The following is a 16,324-nucleotide window of genomic DNA, read 5'->3' as shown; positions in this document are numbered from 1 at the left end:
CATCAATGATCAAATCGACACCTCATCCACCTGAAACCGATCCGGCCTCCCCCTACGAATCCATCGATTCCCGCAAGCTCCACGAAGCCGCCGAACGCGCCCTCGACCACTACCTCAACCCCGTCACGCCCACCTACCCCGCCCACGACCCCATGTACTTCGCCAACCCGGCCTACACCACCGAATCCCTGCTGGCCGACGCCAGCGAAAACCTCGGCTCGGCCAGCGCCATGCTCGACCACTTCACCACCCTGCTCGACACCCCGCACCGCAAACTGGCCCAGGGCATTGCGCAACTGGTCATGCTGGGAGAATTGGCCGTGAATCAGGCGTTGGATAACGTTGAGCCGAAGCTGTAGCGCTCGAACCGGATGACACGCACCTGACTTACGCCATCGAAAACCCGCCAATCGGTGGGTTTTCTGTAGCGATGCACAAATGAAAGAGTGAATGCCAACCTGCCAGCCGTTTCAGTATTAAGGGGACGGATTTATTTAATCAGTAAATAAATCCGTCCCCTTTCTCCCCTTTCTCCCAACTTCGCCGCCACTCTCGACACGCCTTATCGCAAGACCGCGTTGGGCATCGCCCAAGTGGTGATGCTCGGAGAGTTGGCGGTGAATCAGGCGCTGGATCATGTTGAGTTAAAGGTGTGATTGGGGTTGGAACCCAGTGAGAAATGTTACCTGTAACGGACTTTTGCCCAATCGGTACTGGAAATGTCCGTTATGGGTGTCATTCGCTCGATCGTCACAGGCGTAAGCTCGATCAAACTCAGTGTTCCGTTTAAAGAACACTCCCTCACGAATGTTACGTTAACGACACATGGATCATATTCTGCTCGTCAGCCGACTTGGTGCTCAGATACGCGGAAAACGTATCGCTCTCGGCCTGACCCAGGCGCAACTTGCCGAACTCGCGCGATTGACGCGATACAAAGTGATTGCTATCGAGAAAGGCACCCTATCTGTCGGCATGATCGCCTACGCTCGCGCATTGTGCGCTCTCGATTGCGAACTCACCGTCGTTCCGGCGGGCATGCCGACGCTTGAAGAGCTAGAGGGATTGTTCGAGTAAAAATCTCTGGCTGGTTTCTCAGCGCCCACAAAAAACCCGCCTCTCGGCGGGTTTCTTTTGAATCAGCTCAACGCCAGTCTCAATTAACCTTAGCGTTCAACTCACCCTTCAAATAACGCTGATACATCCCTTCCAGCGAAACCGGTTTGATCTTCGAAGCATTACCGGCAGTGCCGAAAGCCTCGTAACGCGCGATGCACACATCACGCATGGCCTTCACGGTCTCACCGAAGAACTTGCGCGGGTCGAACTCGCTCGGGTTGGTGGCCATCAGGCGACGCATCGCACCGGTGGACGCCAGGCGCAAGTCGGTGTCGATGTTGACCTTGCGCACGCCGTGCTTGATGCCTTCGACGATCTCTTCGACCGGTACGCCGTAGGTTTCTTTGATGTCGCCGCCGTACTGGTTGATGATCGCCAGCCACTCTTGCGGAACCGACGAGGAACCGTGCATCACCAGGTGGGTGTTCGGGATGCGCTTGTGGATTTCCTTGATGCGGTCGATGGCCAGCACGTCGCCGGTCGGCGGCTTGGTGAACTTGTAAGCGCCGTGGCTGGTGCCGATGGCGATGGCCAGGGCGTCAACTTGAGTCTTCTTGACGAAGTCGGCGGCTTCTTCCGGGTCGGTCAGCATCTGGCTGTGATCCAGCACGCCTTCGGCGCCGATGCCGTCTTCTTCGCCGGCCATGCCGGTTTCCAGGGAGCCCAGGCAGCCCAGCTCACCTTCCACCGAAACACCGCAGGCATGGGCCATGGCCACGGTCTGCTGGGTGACGCGCACGTTGTATTCGTAGTCGGTCGGGGTCTTGCCGTCTTCGCCCAGGGAACCGTCCATCATCACCGAGCTGAAGCCCAGTTGGATCGAGCGCTGGCAGACGTCAGGGCTGGTGCCGTGGTCCTGGTGCATGCACACCGGGATGTGCGGGAATTCTTCGATGGCCGCCAGGATCAGGTGACGCAGGAACGGGGCACCTGCGTATTTGCGGGCACCGGCCGAAGCCTGGACGATCACCGGGGAGTCAGTCTTGTCAGCGGCTTCCATGATGGCGCGCATTTGTTCAAGGTTGTTGACGTTGAAGGCCGGAACGCCGTAGCCGAATTCGGCTGCGTGGTCCAGCATCTGGCGCATGCTGATGAGTGCCATTGTGTGTGTCTCTCCCGGTTTAGGGTCGTTAATCGTGCCAGCCTGCCGGAGCGGCGGCGGCTATTCAAGTGATTGCGGATCGGGGGTCGAGGCCCGGTCCGGTGATTCGGTGTTGCCAAAATCCTGTGAACGGCAAAGACCCCTGCATCGGACCTCTGCGCATCCGTTCAATCGTGTCACTGCGCCTTGCAGCCCCGGCCGATCAGATCATTGGTGGCGACCCAGTAGACCAGGCCTTCCTCACCCTTGATGTGAAACGCCAGCATGTTGTCGCTGTACAGCGCACCCGACGCGCCCGGCTCTTCCTTCAGGCGGTAGACCTGGTCGCCGCCGCCCAGGCGCACGTCGACTTCCTTGCGCCCGGCATCGGTGTAGCGCCACAGCACCTTGGCCTGGCTGTCGCAGGTCCAGGTTGTCCAGTCGTCCGCCGGTGCGGACGGCTGAAACAGCCCCAACTGTGCGCAACCGCCCAACAATCCCAACGCCGCAACGGCGATCAAGCCTTTCATCCGTGTTCCTCGACCGACGGCGCACGCCGCCGGCCCTGAGTTAAAGGGTCAGACCCGTCAAGGACAGCCCTGTTCCTTGGCCGGGGTTTGCGTCTCGTACTTGTCCAGGCCTTCCGGCCCCGAGCGCTTGTTCAGCACCGGGTTGGTTTCGGCTTGCCAGTCGGCCTGGTAGCAGCCCTTGTGCGCCTCGCCGGCGTCCGGCTGCGCGTCGGCCTGCGGGTGGCTCCCGCAGGCGGCCAGCGCAGCGGTCAGCAGCAACAGCGCTAACGACTTGACCATGTGAACACTCCTTTGCCTGGCCAATCGGGCGGCCTCAGGCCTTGGCCCGGCTTTCCAGGACTTCGACGGCCGGCAGCACCTTGCCTTCGACGAATTCGAGGAACGCGCCGCCACCGGTGGAAATGTAGGAGATATCACTGGCCACGCCATACTTGTCGATGGCCGCCAGGGTGTCGCCGCCGCCGGCGATGGAGAACGCGGCGCTTTCGGCGATGGCCTGGGCCAGCACTTTGGTGCCGTTGCCGAACTGGTCGAACTCGAACACGCCGACCGGGCCGTTCCACAGGATGGTCTTCGACGATTTCAGCAGTTCGGCGAAGTTGGCTGCGGTCTGCGGGCCGATGTCCAGGATCATGTCGTCGGCGGCCACGTCACCGATCAGCTTGACGGTGGCGGCGGCGGTTTCGGCGAATTCCTTGGCCACCACCACGTCCACCGGCAGCGGCACGCTGACCTTGGCGGCGATGGCGCGGGCGGTGTCCAGCAGGTCCGGCTCGTACAGGGACTTGCCGACCGGGTGACCGGCCGCCGCCAGGAAGGTGTTGGCGATGCCGCCGCCGACGATCAGTTGGTCGCAGATCTGGCTCAGGCTGTTCAGCACGTCCAGTTTGGTCGAGACCTTGGAGCCGGCAACGATGGCGGCCATCGGCTTGGCCGGCGCGCCCAGGGCCTTGCCCAGCGCGTCCAGTTCGGCGGCCAGCAGCGGGCCTGCGGCGGCGACCTTGGCGAACTTGGCCACGCCGTGGGTCGAACCCTCGGCGCGGTGGGCGGTGCCGAAGGCGTCCATCACGAACACGTCGCACAGGGCGGCGTATTGCTGGGCCAGTTCGTCGGCGTTCTTTTTCTCGCCCTTGTTGAAGCGCACGTTCTCGAACAGCACGATGTCGCCGGCCTTGACGTCAACGCCGCCCAGGTAGTCGGCCACCAGCGGCACTTCGCGGCCCAGAGCCTTGCTCAGGTAGTCGGCGACAGGCTTGAGGCTGTTCTCGGCGGAGAACTCGCCTTCGGTCGGACGGCCCAGGTGCGAGCAGACCATCACCGCCGCGCCTTTCTCCAGGGCCAGCTTGATGGTCGGCAGCGAAGCCAGGATGCGCGCATCGCTGGTGACTGCACCGTCCTTGACTGGGACGTTGAGGTCTTCGCGGATCAATACGCGCTTACCTTGCAGATCGAGGTCGGACATCTTCAACACGGTCATGGGTCGCACTTCCTGGATTACTTGTTTGTTGGAATCGCTGTCTGCAGATAGTGCTCTGCAACGTCCAGCATTCGGTTGGCAAAACCCCATTCGTTGTCGAACCAGGCCAGGATGTTCACCAGCCGTGGGCCGGAAACGCGGGTCTGACTGGCATCGACGATGGCCGAATGTGGGTCATGGTTGAAATCGCAACTGGCATGGGGCAGCTCGGTGTAGGCCAGCAACCCCTTGAGCGGGCCGGCGGTGGCGGCGTCGCGCAGGATCCGGTTGACCTCGGCGGCGTCGGTGTCGTTCGCGGTCTGCATCGTGATGTCGAGGCAGGACACGTTGACCGTCGGCACGCGTACGGCTTTGGCCTGAATTCGCCCGGCAAGTTCCGGCAGCAGGCGCTCGATGCCGCGCGCAAGGCCGGTGGACACCGGAATCACCGACTGGAACGCCGAACGGGTGCGGCGCAGGTCTTCGTGGTGATAGGCGTCGATGACCGGCTGATCGTTCATCGCCGAGTGGATCGTGGTGATCGACACGTACTCCAGCCCCACCGCCCGGTCCAGCAGGCGCAGCAGCGGCACGCCGCAGTTGGTGGTGCAGGAGGCGTTGGACACCAGGCGCTCGGCGCCGGTCAGGCAGTCCTGGTTGACGCCGTAGACGATGGTGGCGTCGACATCCGACTCGCTGGCCATCGGCTGGGAGAACAGCACCCGCGGCGCGCCGGCGTCGAGAAAGCGCTGGCCGTCGCCGCGGGTGTGCCAGGCGCCGGAGCATTCGAGCACCAGATCGACGCCCAGGGACGCCCAATCGATGCCTTCGGGGGTGGGACTGCGCAACACCTTCACGCAGTCGCCGTTAATGTGCAGACAATCGCCGTCGACCTTCACTTCGCCGGGAAACCGGCCGTGGGTGGAGTCGAAGCGTGTCAGGTATTCGATGCTGGCCATGTCGGCCAGGTCGTTGATCGCGACAATCTCGAACCCGGCCTTCTCGCCTCGCTCGAACAACGCACGCAAGACGCAACGACCAATCCGGCCGTAGCCGTTGAGTGCAACTTTGTAGGGACGCGGTTGAGGCATGGGGTTCTCGATAATACGCAGACCAGACGCAATGCTTATGTGCGACACAGCCCTTGTGGGAGCTGGCTTGCCAGCGATAGGGCCATCCGCTTCAACCTATGTGCTGACTGAACGGACTCTATCGCTGGCAAGCCAGCTCCCACAGGGAATTGCGGTGACCGGGAGGTCACCGCCGTGTGCCTTAGTCTTCCAGCAGCTCTTCGGCCTGGCCCAGGATGTTCTCCAGGGTGAAGCCGAACGCTTCGAACAGCGCCGGAGCCGGTGCCGATTCGCCGTAGGTGGTCATGCCGATCACGCGGCCTTCCAGACCCACATACTTGAACCAGAAGTCGGCGTGGGCCGCTTCGATGGCGATGCGCGCGCCGACCTGCAGCGGCAGGACCGATTGCTTGTAGCCGGCGTCCTGGGCGTCGAACACGCTGGTGCACGGCATCGACACCACGCGAACCTTGCGGCCCTGCTCGGTCAGCTTGTCGAAGGCCTGGACGGCCAGGCCGACTTCGGAGCCGGTGGCGATCAGGATCAGCTCAGGCTCGCCTGCGCAGTCCTTGAGCACGTAGCCACCGCGGCTGATGTCGGCGATCTGGATCGCGTCGCGGGACTGATGCTGCAGGTTCTGGCGGGAGAAGATCAGCGCCGACGGGCCGTCCTTGCGCTCCAGGGCGTTTTTCCAGGCCACTGCCGATTCGACGGCGTCGGCCGGACGCCAGGTGTCCAGGTTCGGCGTGCTGCGCAGGCTGGTCAGCTGCTCGATCGGCTGGTGGGTCGGGCCGTCTTCGCCCAGACCGATGGAGTCGTGGGTGTAGACGTGGATCACGCGCTGCTTCATCAGGGCCGACATGCGCACGGCGTTGCGGGCGTATTCCATGAACATCAGGAAGGTCGCGCCGTAAGGCACCAGGCCGCCGTGCAGGGCGACACCGTTCATGATCGCGGTCATGCCGAACTCGCGCACGCCGTAGTACATGTAGTTGCCGCTGGCGTCCTCGGCGCTGACGCCTTTGCAGCCTTTCCACAGGGTCAGGTTGGAACCGGCCAGGTCAGCCGAGCCGCCCAGCACTTCCGGCAGCAGCGGGCCGAACGCGTTCAGGGCGTTCTGGCTGGCCTTGCGGCTGGCGATGGTTTCGCCCTTGGCCGCCACTTCGGCGATGTAGGCGTCGGCCTTCTCGGAGAAGTCGGCCGGCAGCTCGCCGCTCAGGCGACGCACCAGTTCGTTGGCTTCGGTCGGGAACGCGGCGGAGTAGGCAGCGAAGCGCAGGTCCCAATCGGCTTCGACGGCGCGGCCGGCTTCCTTGGCGTCCCACTCGGCGTAGATGTCGGCCGGGATCTCGAACGGGCCGTGGTTCCACTTCAGGGCTTCACGGGTCAGCGCGATTTCCGCGTCGCCCAGCGGGGCGCCGTGGCAGTCTTCCTTGCCTTGCTTGTTCGGCGAACCGAAGCCGATGGTGGTCTTGCAGCAGATCAGGGTCGGCAGCGGGCTCTTGCGCGCGGTGTCGATGGCGGTCTTGATCTCTTCCGGATCGTGGCCGTCGACGTTGCGGATCACCTGCCAGTTGTAGGACTCGAAACGCTTCGGCGTGTCGTCGGTGAACCAGCCTTCGACCTCGCCGTCGATGGAGATGCCGTTGTCGTCGTAGAAGGCGATCAGCTTGCCCAGGCCCAGGGTGCCGGCCAGGGAAGCGACTTCATGGGAAATGCCTTCCATCATGCAGCCGTCGCCCAGGAACACGTAGGTGTGGTGGTCGACGATGTTGTGGCCCGGACGGTTGAACTGCGCGCCCAGCACCTTTTCCGCCAGGGCGAAGCCCACGGCGTTGGCCAGGCCCTGGCCCAGGGGACCGGTGGTGGTCTCGACGCCCGGGGTGTAGCCGAATTCCGGGTGGCCCGGGGTGCGGCTGTGCAGTTGGCGGAACGCCTTGAGGTCGTCGATCGACAGGTCGTAGCCGGTCAGGTGCAGCAGCGAGTAGATCAACATCGAGCCGTGGCCGTTGGACAGCACGAAGCGGTCACGGTCGGCGAACGACGGGTTGCTCGGGTTGTGCTTGAGGTAATCGCGCCAAAGCACCTCGGCGATATCCGCCATACCCATAGGGGCACCGGGATGGCCGCTGTTGGCTTTTTGCACGGCATCCATGCTGAGGGCACGAATGGCGTTGGCACGCTCACGACGGCTAGGCATCGCTGATCTCCTGGGTTCTGAAGCTGAAGGTGAAAAATCGAAACGGAAAAAAGGCGAGCATTTTCCCTCACCCGGACGCCTCGGGGCAATGACAGATAGTCATCTGAAGACGTTTTTCCCCTGCCGGGCGGCGCTTTCGGCGGGTGAATCCTTTCCGCCGCCCGTCTGTAACGTTAACCATTGCGTGGGAAACACCACCCATCGATCAATATCAAAACTTTTTGATATTGATCTTGCGATGCTTTCCGGCCGTCACTAGACTGCTGCCCCTATGAACTTACGCGTGCCTACGATTCGCCATGACGCCTGCGACGACCTGGCGGCCCTGTGCAAGGCCGGCGGCGATCCGCTGCGGCTGAACGTGCTGCGGGCGCTGGCCAACGACTCGTTCGGCGTGCTGGAGCTGGCGCAGATCTTCGGCATCGGCCAGTCCGGCATGAGCCATCACCTCAAGGTGCTGGCCCAGGCGAAGCTGGTGGCGACCCGCCGTGAAGGCAACGCGATTTTCTACCGCCGCGCCCTGCCCCATACCGAACTGTTGGGCGGCACGCTGCACGCGGCATTGTTAGAAGAAGTCGACAACCTGGCCCTGCCGGACGACGTGCAGGCGCGGATCGCCCAGGTGCACGGGCAACGGGCGGCGGCCAGCCAGGACTTCTTCGCACGGGTGGCGGAGAAATTCCGCGCCCAGCAAGACTTGATCGCAGGCCTGCCGCAGTACCGCGACAGCGTGCTGGCCCTGCTCGACAAACTGAACTTCGGCGGCACTGCCACGGCCATCGAAGTCGGCCCCGGCGATGGAGCCTTCCTGCCGGAACTGGCCCGCCGTTTCGGCACGGTAACCGCACTGGACAACAGCGCGGCGATGCTCGAACTGGCGCGTCAGGTATGCGTTCGTGAACGGCTGGCTAACGTCAGCCTGCAATTGGCCGATGCATTGAACGGTGTGAGCCTTCAGGCCGATTGCGTGGTATTGAACATGGTGTTGCACCATTTCGCCGCGCCGGCCGAAGCGCTCAAGCACATGGCCAGCCTGCTGCAACCGGGCGGTAGCCTGCTCGTGACAGAGTTATGCAGCCACAACCAGAGCTGGGCCAGGGAGGCCTGCGGTGATCTGTGGTTGGGGTTTGAACAGGACGATTTGGCCCGTTGGGCCACCGCTGCGGGACTCGTTCCCGGGGACAGCCTCTATGTAGGCTTACGTAATGGTTTCCAGATCCAGGTCCGCCACTTTCAGCGGCCGGCTGGCGACACTCACCATCGGTAAATTCAGGAAAACATCGAGATGAGCGAATACTCCCTCTTCACCTCCGAGTCCGTGTCTGAAGGGCATCCGGACAAAATCGCCGACCAGATTTCCGATGCAGTGCTGGACGCCATCATTGCCCAGGACAAGCACGCACGCGTGGCGGTGGAGACCCTGGTCAAGACCGGCGTGGCCATCGTTGCCGGTGAAGTGACCACCAGCGCCTGGGTCGACCTGGAGCAGATCGTCCGTGACGTGATCTGCGACATCGGCTACACCAGTTCCGACGTCGGCTTCGACGGCGCCACCTGCGGCGTGATGAACATCATCGGCAAGCAGTCCCCCGACATCAACCAGGGCGTTGACCGCGCCAAGCCTGAAGACCAGGGCGCCGGCGACCAGGGCCTGATGTTCGGCTACGCCAGCAACGAGACCGACGTGCTGATGCCGGCCCCGATCACCTTCTCGCACCAACTGGTGCAGCGCCAGGCCGAAGCCCGCAAGTCGGGCCTGCTGCCTTGGCTGCGTCCGGACGCCAAGTCCCAGGTCACCTGCCGTTACGAAGGCGGCAAAGTGGTCGGCATCGACGCCGTGGTGCTGTCGACCCAGCACAACCCGGAAGTGTCGTACAACGACCTGCGCGAAGGCGTGATGGAGCTGATCGTCAAGCACGTGCTGCCGGCCGAACTGCTGAGCAAGGACACCCAGTTCCACATCAACCCGACCGGCCAGTTCATCATCGGCGGCCCGGTGGGCGACTGCGGCCTGACCGGCCGCAAGATCATCGTCGACAGCTACGGCGGCATGGCCCGTCACGGCGGCGGCGCGTTCTCCGGCAAGGACCCGTCCAAGGTTGACCGCTCCGCTGCGTACGCCGGCCGTTACGTGGCCAAGAACATCGTCGCCGCCGGCCTGGCCGAGCGCTGCGAGATCCAGGTGTCCTACGCGATCGGCGTGGCCCAGCCGACTTCGATCTCGCTGAACACCTTTGGCACCGGCAAGATCAGCGACGACAAGATCATCAAACTGGTGCGTGAAGTGTTCGACCTGCGTCCTTACGCCATCACCACCATGCTGGACCTGCTGCACCCGATGTACCAGGAAACCGCAGCCTACGGTCACTTCGGTCGCGCTCCGCAGACCAAGACCGTCGGCGACGACACCTTCAGCACCTTCACCTGGGAAAAGACCGACCGCGCCGACGCCCTGCGTTCCGCCGCCGGCCTGTAACACCTCCAGGCGACACGAAAAGCCCCGCACGGCTCACGCCCTGCAGGGCTTTTTCATGCCTGCAGGTTCCCTCCCCGCTTCGGGCAGCGCCCCAGCCAAAAGCCCGCATCTGCCCATCCGGAAACAGCCCGAAAAACACCCGCCCGACGCCCCCGGATTCCCCGCCTACCCTTCAAGCGTTCCCCTTGAGCAAGGACGCTCACGATGCCCGCTGCAATGCCCCTGCTGCTCCCACTGCTGTTGATGCTCATCCTCCCGAACGCCCTCGCCGACGACTGCCCCGATTGGCCACCGGAAAAGGCCCGCACCGAAACCGCCGTCCTGCAAAGGCAGATCGACCGCTGGGACGACGCTTACCACCGCGAAGGCCGGGCGCTGATCGCCGACGGGCTCTACGACCAGTCGCGCTTGCGCCTGGACGAATGGCGCCGGTGCTTCGGCCTTCCGTCACCGGCCAACCCGCTGCGCACGGCCACAGGCCCTGTCACTCACCCGATCGCCCACACCGGGTTGGACAAACGCCACGACGGCAAAGACGTCGAAGCCTGGCTGCGCGACCGCGAAGGCCTCTGGATTCAACCCAAGGTCGACGGCGTCGCGGTCACGCTGATCTACCGCAGCGGGCGACTGCACCAGGCCATCAGCCGCGGCGACGGAGTCCGGGGCCAGGACTGGACAGCGTCGGCGCAGAAGATCGCCGCCATTCCCCGGCAACTGACCGAACCGGTGGATCTGCTGGTGCAGGGCGAACTCTATTGGCGCCTGAGCGAGCACGTTCAGTCCCGCGACGGCGGCCGCAACGCCCGCGCCACCGTCGCCGGCCTGATGGGCCGCAAGGATCTGGGCGCCGAAGAGGCCGGCGGCATAGGGCTGTTCGTCTGGGACTGGCCGCAGGGGCCTTCGGCCTTGTCCGAAAGGCTCTCGACGCTGGCCGCCCTGGGATTCGCCGCGACCGCGCCCTACACCCACACCCTCGAACGCTTTGCCGACGCCCAGGCATGGCGCGAGCATTGGTTCCGCACGCCGTTGCCGTTCGCCACGGACGGCGTCGTCCTGCGTCAGGACCGGCGCCCGTCGGCCGAGCGCTGGCAGGCACGGCCGCCGCACTGGGGCATTGCCTGGAAGTACCCGTTCGCCCAGGCCCTGGCCGAGGTGCGCAAGGTCGATTTCAGGATCGGGCGTACGGGGCGCATCACACCGGTGCTTGAGCTGGCGCCGGTGCGGCTGGACGACCGGCAGATCCGACGGGTCAGCGTCAGCTCGTTCCAGCGCTGGCAGGCGCTGGACATCCGCCCCGGCGACCAGGTCGCGGTCAGCCTGGCCGGCCTGACCATCCCCCGGCTAGACGGCGTCGTCCTGCGCGCGGCCGAGCGTGTCGAGCTGGCCGTTCCGCAGGCAACCGATTTCCACGCCTTGAGCTGCTGGCGACCGACGCCCGGCTGCGAAAGCCAGTTCCTCGCCCGCCTGACCTGGCTCGGCGGCAAGCAGGGGCTGGGGCTGCCCCATGTCGGTCGCGGCACCTGGGAGAAACTTCTGGAAACAGGCCGCCTGACCGGCCTGCTGGATTGGTTGACCCTCAAGGGGCCGGAGCTTGCTAACATGCCCGGCTTCGGCGAGCGCAGCGGCGCCCGCCTGCTGGACAGTTTTCACACAGCCCGCCAGCGGCCGTTCGCCACCTGGCTCAAAGCCTTGGGAATGCCGCCGACCGGACAGGCACCGCTGGACGGCACCTGGCACGAGCTGGCGCAACGCGACACCGAACAATGGCAGGCAGAACCCGGCATCGGCCCCGGCCGCGCGGCGCAACTGAGCGCCTTTTTCCGCGACCCGCAGGTGCTGGCCTTGCGCGACACCCTGCAAGCCGCCGGCATCGACGGCTTCTGAACACAGCCTCCCGGCACGCCGGGAACCCAATGTCCGTCGGGGCGCTCCAACAGCGCAGCGCACCACCGAACCGAATGCCTTAGCGCATGGAGCCTTTATGAAATCGCTTGCCCTGCTGACCCTATGCGGATTCCTGGCCGCCCCGTTGATGGCCGCCGAGGAAGCGCCGGAACTCACCGGCTGCGCCGCCAAGAAGCAGAACATCGTCACCCAGATCGAACAGGCCAAGGCCCACGGCAACGCCGACCAGCAGGCCGGCCTGGAGACCGCCCTGCGCGAAGTCACCGATCACTGCACCGACGCCGGCCTGAAGAAGGAACGCGAAAACAAGGTGCTGGAGGCCAAGCACGAAGTGAGCAAACGCCAGGCCGACCTCGACAAGGCCATGAAGAAGGGCGACCCGGAGAAGATCGACAAGCGCAAGAACAAGCTGGCCGAGTCCCGCAAGGAATTGCAGCAGGCGCTGGACGAACTGGACAAGTAACGAGAGCCACTGCGGCAAGGGAGCAAGCGCCCTCGCCACGGTCATTCAACCGCGTCAGCTATCAGTGATCGCGAAACTCTTTATGGCAGGCACTGCACGCATCTTCGACTTTCTGCACCGCTGGCCCCAGGTTGCTGGCCTTGTAGGGCTGCACTTGGCTGGCGATCACCAGTTCACCGGTGGCCGCCTCAAGGGTGCGGGCCATTTCCTGGAAACGCGCCTGCCTCTGCCAGACATCGTCCTTGGCGCTGGTGTGATCCTCTTCGCGCACCTGCGGGAAGTGCTTCCACGGCTCATGGGACAGCGCATCGAGCTTCACCGCGCCGTCGGCGAATTTCGCCCCGTCGAAGGGAATGCGCCCGCGCAGCATGCCGCCCAGGTCTTCGCCGGTCTTGAGCATCTGCTTGAAGATCGCCTTGCGCTGGCCCAGCGGAGAGTTGGGGTCGACGCCGCCGCAGGCGGACAGGGTCAGACAGGCCAGCAAAGCAACAGAGATTCTTTTGAGTGTCATGGTGGCTTCGGTCACGGAAAAATGGCGGCCAGTATCCTCGCGCGGCCGCCAAACACCAATAGCCCTATTAAAAATACGGGTTGCCTGAACGCATGGAGCATTCACGCAACCGGCACAGGAACCACTCCATGAACAGCCGCTTCAAGGCCTGGCGTCATCCGCTTTTCGCAACCCTGCCGCTGCTGGCGATCCTCGCCGGCTGCACCGGGGGCGACACGGCCAAGCCCAAGACCCACGCCCTCGCCACTTACTCCAGCGCCACCTGGGAGGCGCTGCCCGCCGTGTCCGACAACGACCTGGTGGCCGGCTTCGGTTCGTGGCGCAGCGCGTGCAACCGGCTCAAGGCCGACCCGGTCTGGGGCAAGACCTGCGCGGCGGCGGCCGATGTCCCGCAGAGCGCCGGCAGCATCCGCGCGTTCCTCAAGCAAAACCTCGACGTCTACGGGTTGCGCGCCGAGAACGACAACCCCAACGGCTTGATCACCGGCTACTACGAGCCGGTCTACCCCGGCAGCCTGACCCAGACCGCCACGGCGAACGTCCCGGTGTACGGCGTGCCTGACGACATGATCATCGTGTCGCTGGACAGCGTGTACCCCGAACTCAAGGGCAAGCGCCTGCGCGGACGCCTCGACGGCCGGGTGATCAAGCCCTACGACGACGCGGCGACCATCGAGAGCAAAGGCGTCAATGCGCCGGTGGTGGCCTGGCTGACCGATCCGATGAACCTGCAGTTCCTGCAGATCCAGGGATCGGGCAGGATCCAGACCGACGACGGACGCCAGTTGCGCATCGCCTACGCCGACCAGAACGGCCACCCGTACCGCCCGATCGGCCGCTGGCTGGTGGAACAGGGCGAGCTGAAGAAGGAAGACGTCACCATGGGCGCCATCAGCGACTGGGCCAAGGCCAACCCGTCGCGCATCCCGGAGCTGCTGGGCAGCAACCCCAGTTATGTGTTCTTCACCCGCAACCCGGACAGCGACGAAGGCCCGCGCGGTTCGCTGAACGTGCCGCTGACCGCCGGCTACAGCGCGGCGGTGGACCGCAAGGTGATTCCGTTGGGCAGCCTGCTGTGGCTGTCCACCACCCGCCCGGACGGCACCGCCCTGGTGCGCCCGGTGGCCGCACAGGACACCGGCGGCGCCATCGCCGGCGAAGTGCGCGCGGACCTGTTCTGGGGCACCGGCGATGCGGCGGGGCAACTGGCCGGGGACATGAAGCAGCAGGGGCAGATCTGGATGCTCTGGCCTAAAGGCACGGCGCTGCCGCAAGTGCCGCAGGTGGCCGATACGGTCAAGGGCAAGTCCTGACCGCCGAACCTTGTGGGAGCCCGGCGGCGCCGTCACTGACGCCATCGCCAGCAGGCGGGCTCCCACAGGGGCCCGGTCACTGCCAATCAATGTGGGAGCGAGCCTGCTCGCGATGAGGCCGTCAGCCTCCCCAAGGCTCAGGCCGACACAATGAAGAACCCGGCAATCAACCCCATCCCCACGAGCCACACCAGCGACCGCAGCACCGCCCAGTCCGCCAGGTAGCAAATGATGTAGAGCAGGCGGCTGGTGATGAACAGCACCGCCAGCACATTCACCGTCACAAGCTCGGCCGTGCCCACGAGGTGCGCGACGATCACGGCGGCGACGAAGGCCGGCGTCACCTCGAAGCTGTTCAGCTGCGCCGCATGGGCCCTCCGAGCCAGGCCGTTGAGGCTCTCCAGAAAGTCCCGGGGATCATGGTTGTCACTCATTCTGTAGCCGCCGACGGCCTTGGCCACGGCGGTGCACAGGTACGGCAGGAAAATCGCGATCAATACACACCACAAAGCCACGGTCATAGCGCAGTCCCTTTTTCGTGTCGTTCGAATGGCGGGCGGATCAGAGCTTCATCTCCAGCCTGCCGATCAGCACCAGCCCACAGGCTAAGAGCCGTGGCCGGCCGAAAGGTTCTTTGAGGCAGCGCATGCCGAACAGCACCCCCAGGATCAGGCTGATTTCCCGCAGCGCCGCCGCTTCGGCGATCGAACCCAGCTGCACCGCCCACAGCACCAGAGCGTAGGGCTTTGCCGGCGCTGCGCAAGGGCCGCGGGCAATTAGTCATATTATTGATTCGCGATGGGGCCGCAGCTGTTTATACTGCACGCGACCACGCCGCACTCGGTTGCGCACAGACCTATTCCAACAATGACTGCCTGACCCGTTCTCCGCCCGAGACCGGCCGTCGGCCTGCGCCTGCCTGAACGAAGCGTCAAGACTACCGACAGAGACCTTGCGCATGCCACTCGCCTTGCTTGCACTGGCCGCTGCCGCCTTCGGCATCGGCACCACCGAATTCGTCATCATGGGCCTGCTGCCCGACGTCGCTCGCGACCTCGCCGTGAGCATCCCCCACGCCGGCCTGCTGATCACCGGCTACGCCCTGGGCGTGGTGTTCGGCGCGCCGGTCCTGGCGGTCGGCACCGCCAACATGCCGCGCAAGGCGACGCTGCTGGGCATGACCCTGATGTTCATCCTCGGCAACGTGCTCTGCGCGCTGGCCCCGAACTACGCGACCCTGATGGCCGCCCGGGTGGTCACCGCGCTGTGCCACGGGGCGTTCTTCGGCATCGGTTCGGTGGTCGCCGCCGGCCTGGTGGCGCCGAACAAACGGGCCCAGGCGATCGCGCTGATGTTCACCGGCCTGACCCTGGCCAACGTGCTCGGCGTGCCGTTGGGCACCGCGCTAGGGCAGTTCGCCGGCTGGCGTTCGACCTTCTGGGCCGTGGCCGCCATCGGTGTGATCGCCGCCCTCGCCCAGTGGCTGTGGCTGCCCAAGCACATTCCGATGGAGCGCGCCGACCTCGCCAGCGAGTTCAAGGTGCTGGGCAAGGCCAACGTACTGCTGGCGCTAGGCATGAGCGTGCTGGCATCCACCAGCCTGTTCAGCGTGTACACCTACATCGCGCCGATCCTGCAGGACGTCACCGGCATCAGCCCCCACGGCGTGACAGTGATGCTGCTGTTGTTCGGCGTCGGCCTGACCGGCGGCAGCATGCTCGGCGGCCGCCTGGCCGACAGCCGCCTGTTGCCGTCGCTGGTGGGCGTGGCGCTGGCGGTGGTGGTGATCCTGGCGGCGTTCAGCCAGACCAGCCGCTCGGCGGTGCCCGCCGCGATCACCCTGGTGCTGTGGGGCGTATTCGCCTTCGCCCTGTGCCCGATCCTGCAACTGCTGATCATCGACCAGGCCCATGAAGCACCGAACCTCGGCTCGACCCTGAACCAGAGCGCCTTCAACCTCGGCAACGCGTCGGGCGCGTGGATCGGCGGGCTGGTGGTGGCCAGCGGCGCGGACCTGGCGGACCTGCCGTGGACCGGTGCCCTGGTCGGCGTGCTCACCGTGCTGGCGGCGCTTTTCTTCATTTATCTGCAACGTCGGCGCATGGCTGCGGTCAATGCCTGCGGCTGAAGCACCGGCTGCCGCAATCCCCGTGGCGGGGGCGCTCGCTCCCGCCCGAAGGAAAATTGCATGCGGGCCGGC

Annotated in this window: 16 protein-coding genes and 2 pseudogenes; 9 read left to right on the top strand and 9 right to left on the bottom strand. The window is 64.8% G+C overall.

The window, feature by feature from the left end; genetic code table 11:
* The first annotated feature begins 5 nt into the window (after nt 1-5).
* From CAG29_RS02750 to CAG29_RS02745, 3 genes and pseudogenes are all read left to right on the top strand, one after another.
* Nucleotides 6-359: a DUF6124 family protein gene (locus tag CAG29_RS02750; protein WP_085580729.1), complete on the top strand. Its 354-nt coding sequence runs from the start codon at nt 6-8 to the stop codon at nt 357-359.
* Nucleotides 360-536: 177 nt separating this feature from the next.
* A pseudogene (locus tag CAG29_RS28945) lies at nt 537-656 on the top strand (DUF6124 family protein); the annotation flags it as partial.
* Between the two features lie 169 nt (nt 657-825).
* Nucleotides 826-1,077, top strand: a complete 252-nt coding sequence (locus tag CAG29_RS02745) for a transcriptional regulator (protein WP_085580731.1) — start codon at nt 826-828, stop codon at nt 1,075-1,077.
* 79 nt (nt 1,078-1,156) lie between these two features.
* Here CAG29_RS02745 and fba read toward each other — a convergent pair whose 3' ends face one another.
* The 6 genes from fba to tkt form a co-directional block, all read right to left on the bottom strand.
* The gene (gene fba, locus CAG29_RS02740; protein ID WP_085580733.1) at nt 1,157-2,221 is read right to left on the bottom strand and encodes a class II fructose-bisphosphate aldolase; all 1,065 of its coding nucleotides are present in this window, start codon (nt 2,219-2,221) and stop codon (nt 1,157-1,159) included.
* A 176-nt stretch (nt 2,222-2,397) separates the two neighbouring features.
* Entirely contained in the window at nt 2,398-2,730 is a 333-nt protein-coding gene (locus CAG29_RS02735) for an MliC family protein (RefSeq protein ID WP_085580735.1), read from the bottom strand.
* Between the two features lie 57 nt (nt 2,731-2,787).
* Nucleotides 2,788-3,009, bottom strand: coding sequence for a hypothetical protein (locus CAG29_RS02730; protein ID WP_085580737.1), 222 nt, complete (start codon nt 3,007-3,009; stop codon nt 2,788-2,790).
* A 34-nt stretch (nt 3,010-3,043) separates the two neighbouring features.
* Complete coding sequence (locus CAG29_RS02725; protein WP_085580739.1) at nt 3,044-4,207, bottom strand: phosphoglycerate kinase; 1,164 nt, start codon at nt 4,205-4,207, stop codon at nt 3,044-3,046.
* 17 nt (nt 4,208-4,224) lie between these two features.
* Complete coding sequence (gene epd, locus CAG29_RS02720) at nt 4,225-5,277, bottom strand: erythrose-4-phosphate dehydrogenase (RefSeq protein WP_085580742.1); 1,053 nt, start codon at nt 5,275-5,277, stop codon at nt 4,225-4,227.
* 181 nt (nt 5,278-5,458) lie between these two features.
* A complete protein-coding gene (gene tkt / locus CAG29_RS02715) occupies nt 5,459-7,456 on the bottom strand; it encodes a transketolase (RefSeq protein WP_085580744.1) in 1,998 nt (665 codons plus the stop codon).
* A 271-nt stretch (nt 7,457-7,727) separates the two neighbouring features.
* Between tkt and CAG29_RS02710 the strand changes: the two genes are divergently transcribed.
* The 4 genes from CAG29_RS02710 (at nt 7,728) to CAG29_RS02695 (ending at nt 12,300) form a co-directional block, all read left to right on the top strand.
* Entirely contained in the window at nt 7,728-8,723 is a 996-nt protein-coding gene (locus tag CAG29_RS02710; RefSeq protein ID WP_085693832.1) for a metalloregulator ArsR/SmtB family transcription factor, read from the top strand.
* An 18-nt stretch (nt 8,724-8,741) separates the two neighbouring features.
* Nucleotides 8,742-9,932 (top strand): methionine adenosyltransferase, encoded by a 1,191-nt coding sequence (gene metK / locus CAG29_RS02705; protein ID WP_085580748.1) that lies wholly within the window; start codon nt 8,742-8,744, stop codon nt 9,930-9,932.
* 204 nt (nt 9,933-10,136) lie between these two features.
* Nucleotides 10,137-11,816, top strand: coding sequence for an NAD-dependent DNA ligase LigB (ligB, locus tag CAG29_RS02700; RefSeq protein ID WP_085693831.1), 1,680 nt, complete (start codon nt 10,137-10,139; stop codon nt 11,814-11,816).
* Nucleotides 11,817-11,913: 97 nt separating this feature from the next.
* A complete protein-coding gene (locus CAG29_RS02695) occupies nt 11,914-12,300 on the top strand; it encodes a DUF1090 domain-containing protein (RefSeq protein WP_085580752.1) in 387 nt (128 codons plus the stop codon).
* A 61-nt stretch (nt 12,301-12,361) separates the two neighbouring features.
* Here the strand turns inward: CAG29_RS02695 and CAG29_RS02690 are convergent, their stop codons facing one another.
* Complete coding sequence (locus CAG29_RS02690) at nt 12,362-12,811, bottom strand: cytochrome c (protein ID WP_085581206.1); 450 nt, start codon at nt 12,809-12,811, stop codon at nt 12,362-12,364.
* A 128-nt stretch (nt 12,812-12,939) separates the two neighbouring features.
* Between CAG29_RS02690 and CAG29_RS02685 the strand changes: the two genes are divergently transcribed.
* Nucleotides 12,940-14,124, top strand: coding sequence for a murein transglycosylase A (locus CAG29_RS02685; protein ID WP_085655835.1), 1,185 nt, complete (start codon nt 12,940-12,942; stop codon nt 14,122-14,124).
* Between the two features lie 137 nt (nt 14,125-14,261).
* Here CAG29_RS02685 and CAG29_RS02680 read toward each other — a convergent pair whose 3' ends face one another.
* Together CAG29_RS02680 and CAG29_RS02675 are read right to left on the bottom strand one after the other, a co-directional pair.
* Nucleotides 14,262-14,645: an MAPEG family protein gene (locus CAG29_RS02680; protein WP_085580756.1), complete on the bottom strand. Its 384-nt coding sequence runs from the start codon at nt 14,643-14,645 to the stop codon at nt 14,262-14,264.
* Between the two features lie 40 nt (nt 14,646-14,685).
* Nucleotides 14,686-14,865 (bottom strand): annotated as a pseudogene (locus CAG29_RS02675) (EamA family transporter); the annotation flags it as partial.
* A gap of 217 nt (nt 14,866-15,082) precedes the next feature.
* Between CAG29_RS02675 and CAG29_RS02670 the strand changes: the two are divergent.
* Nucleotides 15,083-16,252, top strand: a complete 1,170-nt coding sequence (locus tag CAG29_RS02670) for an MFS transporter (RefSeq protein ID WP_085580758.1) — start codon at nt 15,083-15,085, stop codon at nt 16,250-16,252.
* Nucleotides 16,253-16,324: the final 72 nt, after the last annotated feature.

Source organism: Pseudomonas sp. B7(2017) (genome assembly GCF_002112745.1).
Taxonomy (GTDB): Bacteria; Pseudomonadota; Gammaproteobacteria; order Pseudomonadales; family Pseudomonadaceae; genus Aquipseudomonas; species Aquipseudomonas ekonensis.
The sequence above is the reverse complement of the archived record's forward strand: the minus strand, read 5'-3'. Positions and strand labels throughout refer to the sequence as shown.

Excerpts from the sequence above, each read along its gene's own strand:
- CAG29_RS02750 (WP_085580729.1), top strand. The coding sequence starts at position 6 with ATGATCAAATCGACACCTCATCCACCTGAAACCGATCCGGCCTCCCCC.
- CAG29_RS02745 (WP_085580731.1), top strand. The coding sequence starts at position 826 with ATGGATCATATTCTGCTCGTCAGCCGACTTGGTGCTCAGATACGCGGA.
- fba (WP_085580733.1), bottom strand. The coding sequence starts at position 2,221 with ATGGCACTCATCAGCATGCGCCAGATGCTGGACCACGCAGCCGAATTC.
- CAG29_RS02735 (WP_085580735.1), bottom strand. The coding sequence starts at position 2,730 with ATGAAAGGCTTGATCGCCGTTGCGGCGTTGGGATTGTTGGGCGGTTGC.
- CAG29_RS02730 (WP_085580737.1), bottom strand. The coding sequence starts at position 3,009 with ATGGTCAAGTCGTTAGCGCTGTTGCTGCTGACCGCTGCGCTGGCCGCC.
- CAG29_RS02725 (WP_085580739.1), bottom strand. The coding sequence starts at position 4,207 with ATGACCGTGTTGAAGATGTCCGACCTCGATCTGCAAGGTAAGCGCGTA.
- epd (WP_085580742.1), bottom strand. The coding sequence starts at position 5,277 with ATGCCTCAACCGCGTCCCTACAAAGTTGCACTCAACGGCTACGGCCGG.
- tkt (WP_085580744.1), bottom strand. The coding sequence starts at position 7,456 with ATGCCTAGCCGTCGTGAGCGTGCCAACGCCATTCGTGCCCTCAGCATG.
- CAG29_RS02710 (WP_085693832.1), top strand. The coding sequence starts at position 7,728 with ATGAACTTACGCGTGCCTACGATTCGCCATGACGCCTGCGACGACCTG.
- metK (WP_085580748.1), top strand. The coding sequence starts at position 8,742 with ATGAGCGAATACTCCCTCTTCACCTCCGAGTCCGTGTCTGAAGGGCAT.
- ligB (WP_085693831.1), top strand. The coding sequence starts at position 10,137 with ATGCCCGCTGCAATGCCCCTGCTGCTCCCACTGCTGTTGATGCTCATC.
- CAG29_RS02695 (WP_085580752.1), top strand. The coding sequence starts at position 11,914 with ATGAAATCGCTTGCCCTGCTGACCCTATGCGGATTCCTGGCCGCCCCG.
- CAG29_RS02690 (WP_085581206.1), bottom strand. The coding sequence starts at position 12,811 with ATGACACTCAAAAGAATCTCTGTTGCTTTGCTGGCCTGTCTGACCCTG.
- CAG29_RS02685 (WP_085655835.1), top strand. The coding sequence starts at position 12,940 with ATGAACAGCCGCTTCAAGGCCTGGCGTCATCCGCTTTTCGCAACCCTG.
- CAG29_RS02680 (WP_085580756.1), bottom strand. The coding sequence starts at position 14,645 with ATGACCGTGGCTTTGTGGTGTGTATTGATCGCGATTTTCCTGCCGTAC.
- CAG29_RS02670 (WP_085580758.1), top strand. The coding sequence starts at position 15,083 with ATGCCACTCGCCTTGCTTGCACTGGCCGCTGCCGCCTTCGGCATCGGC.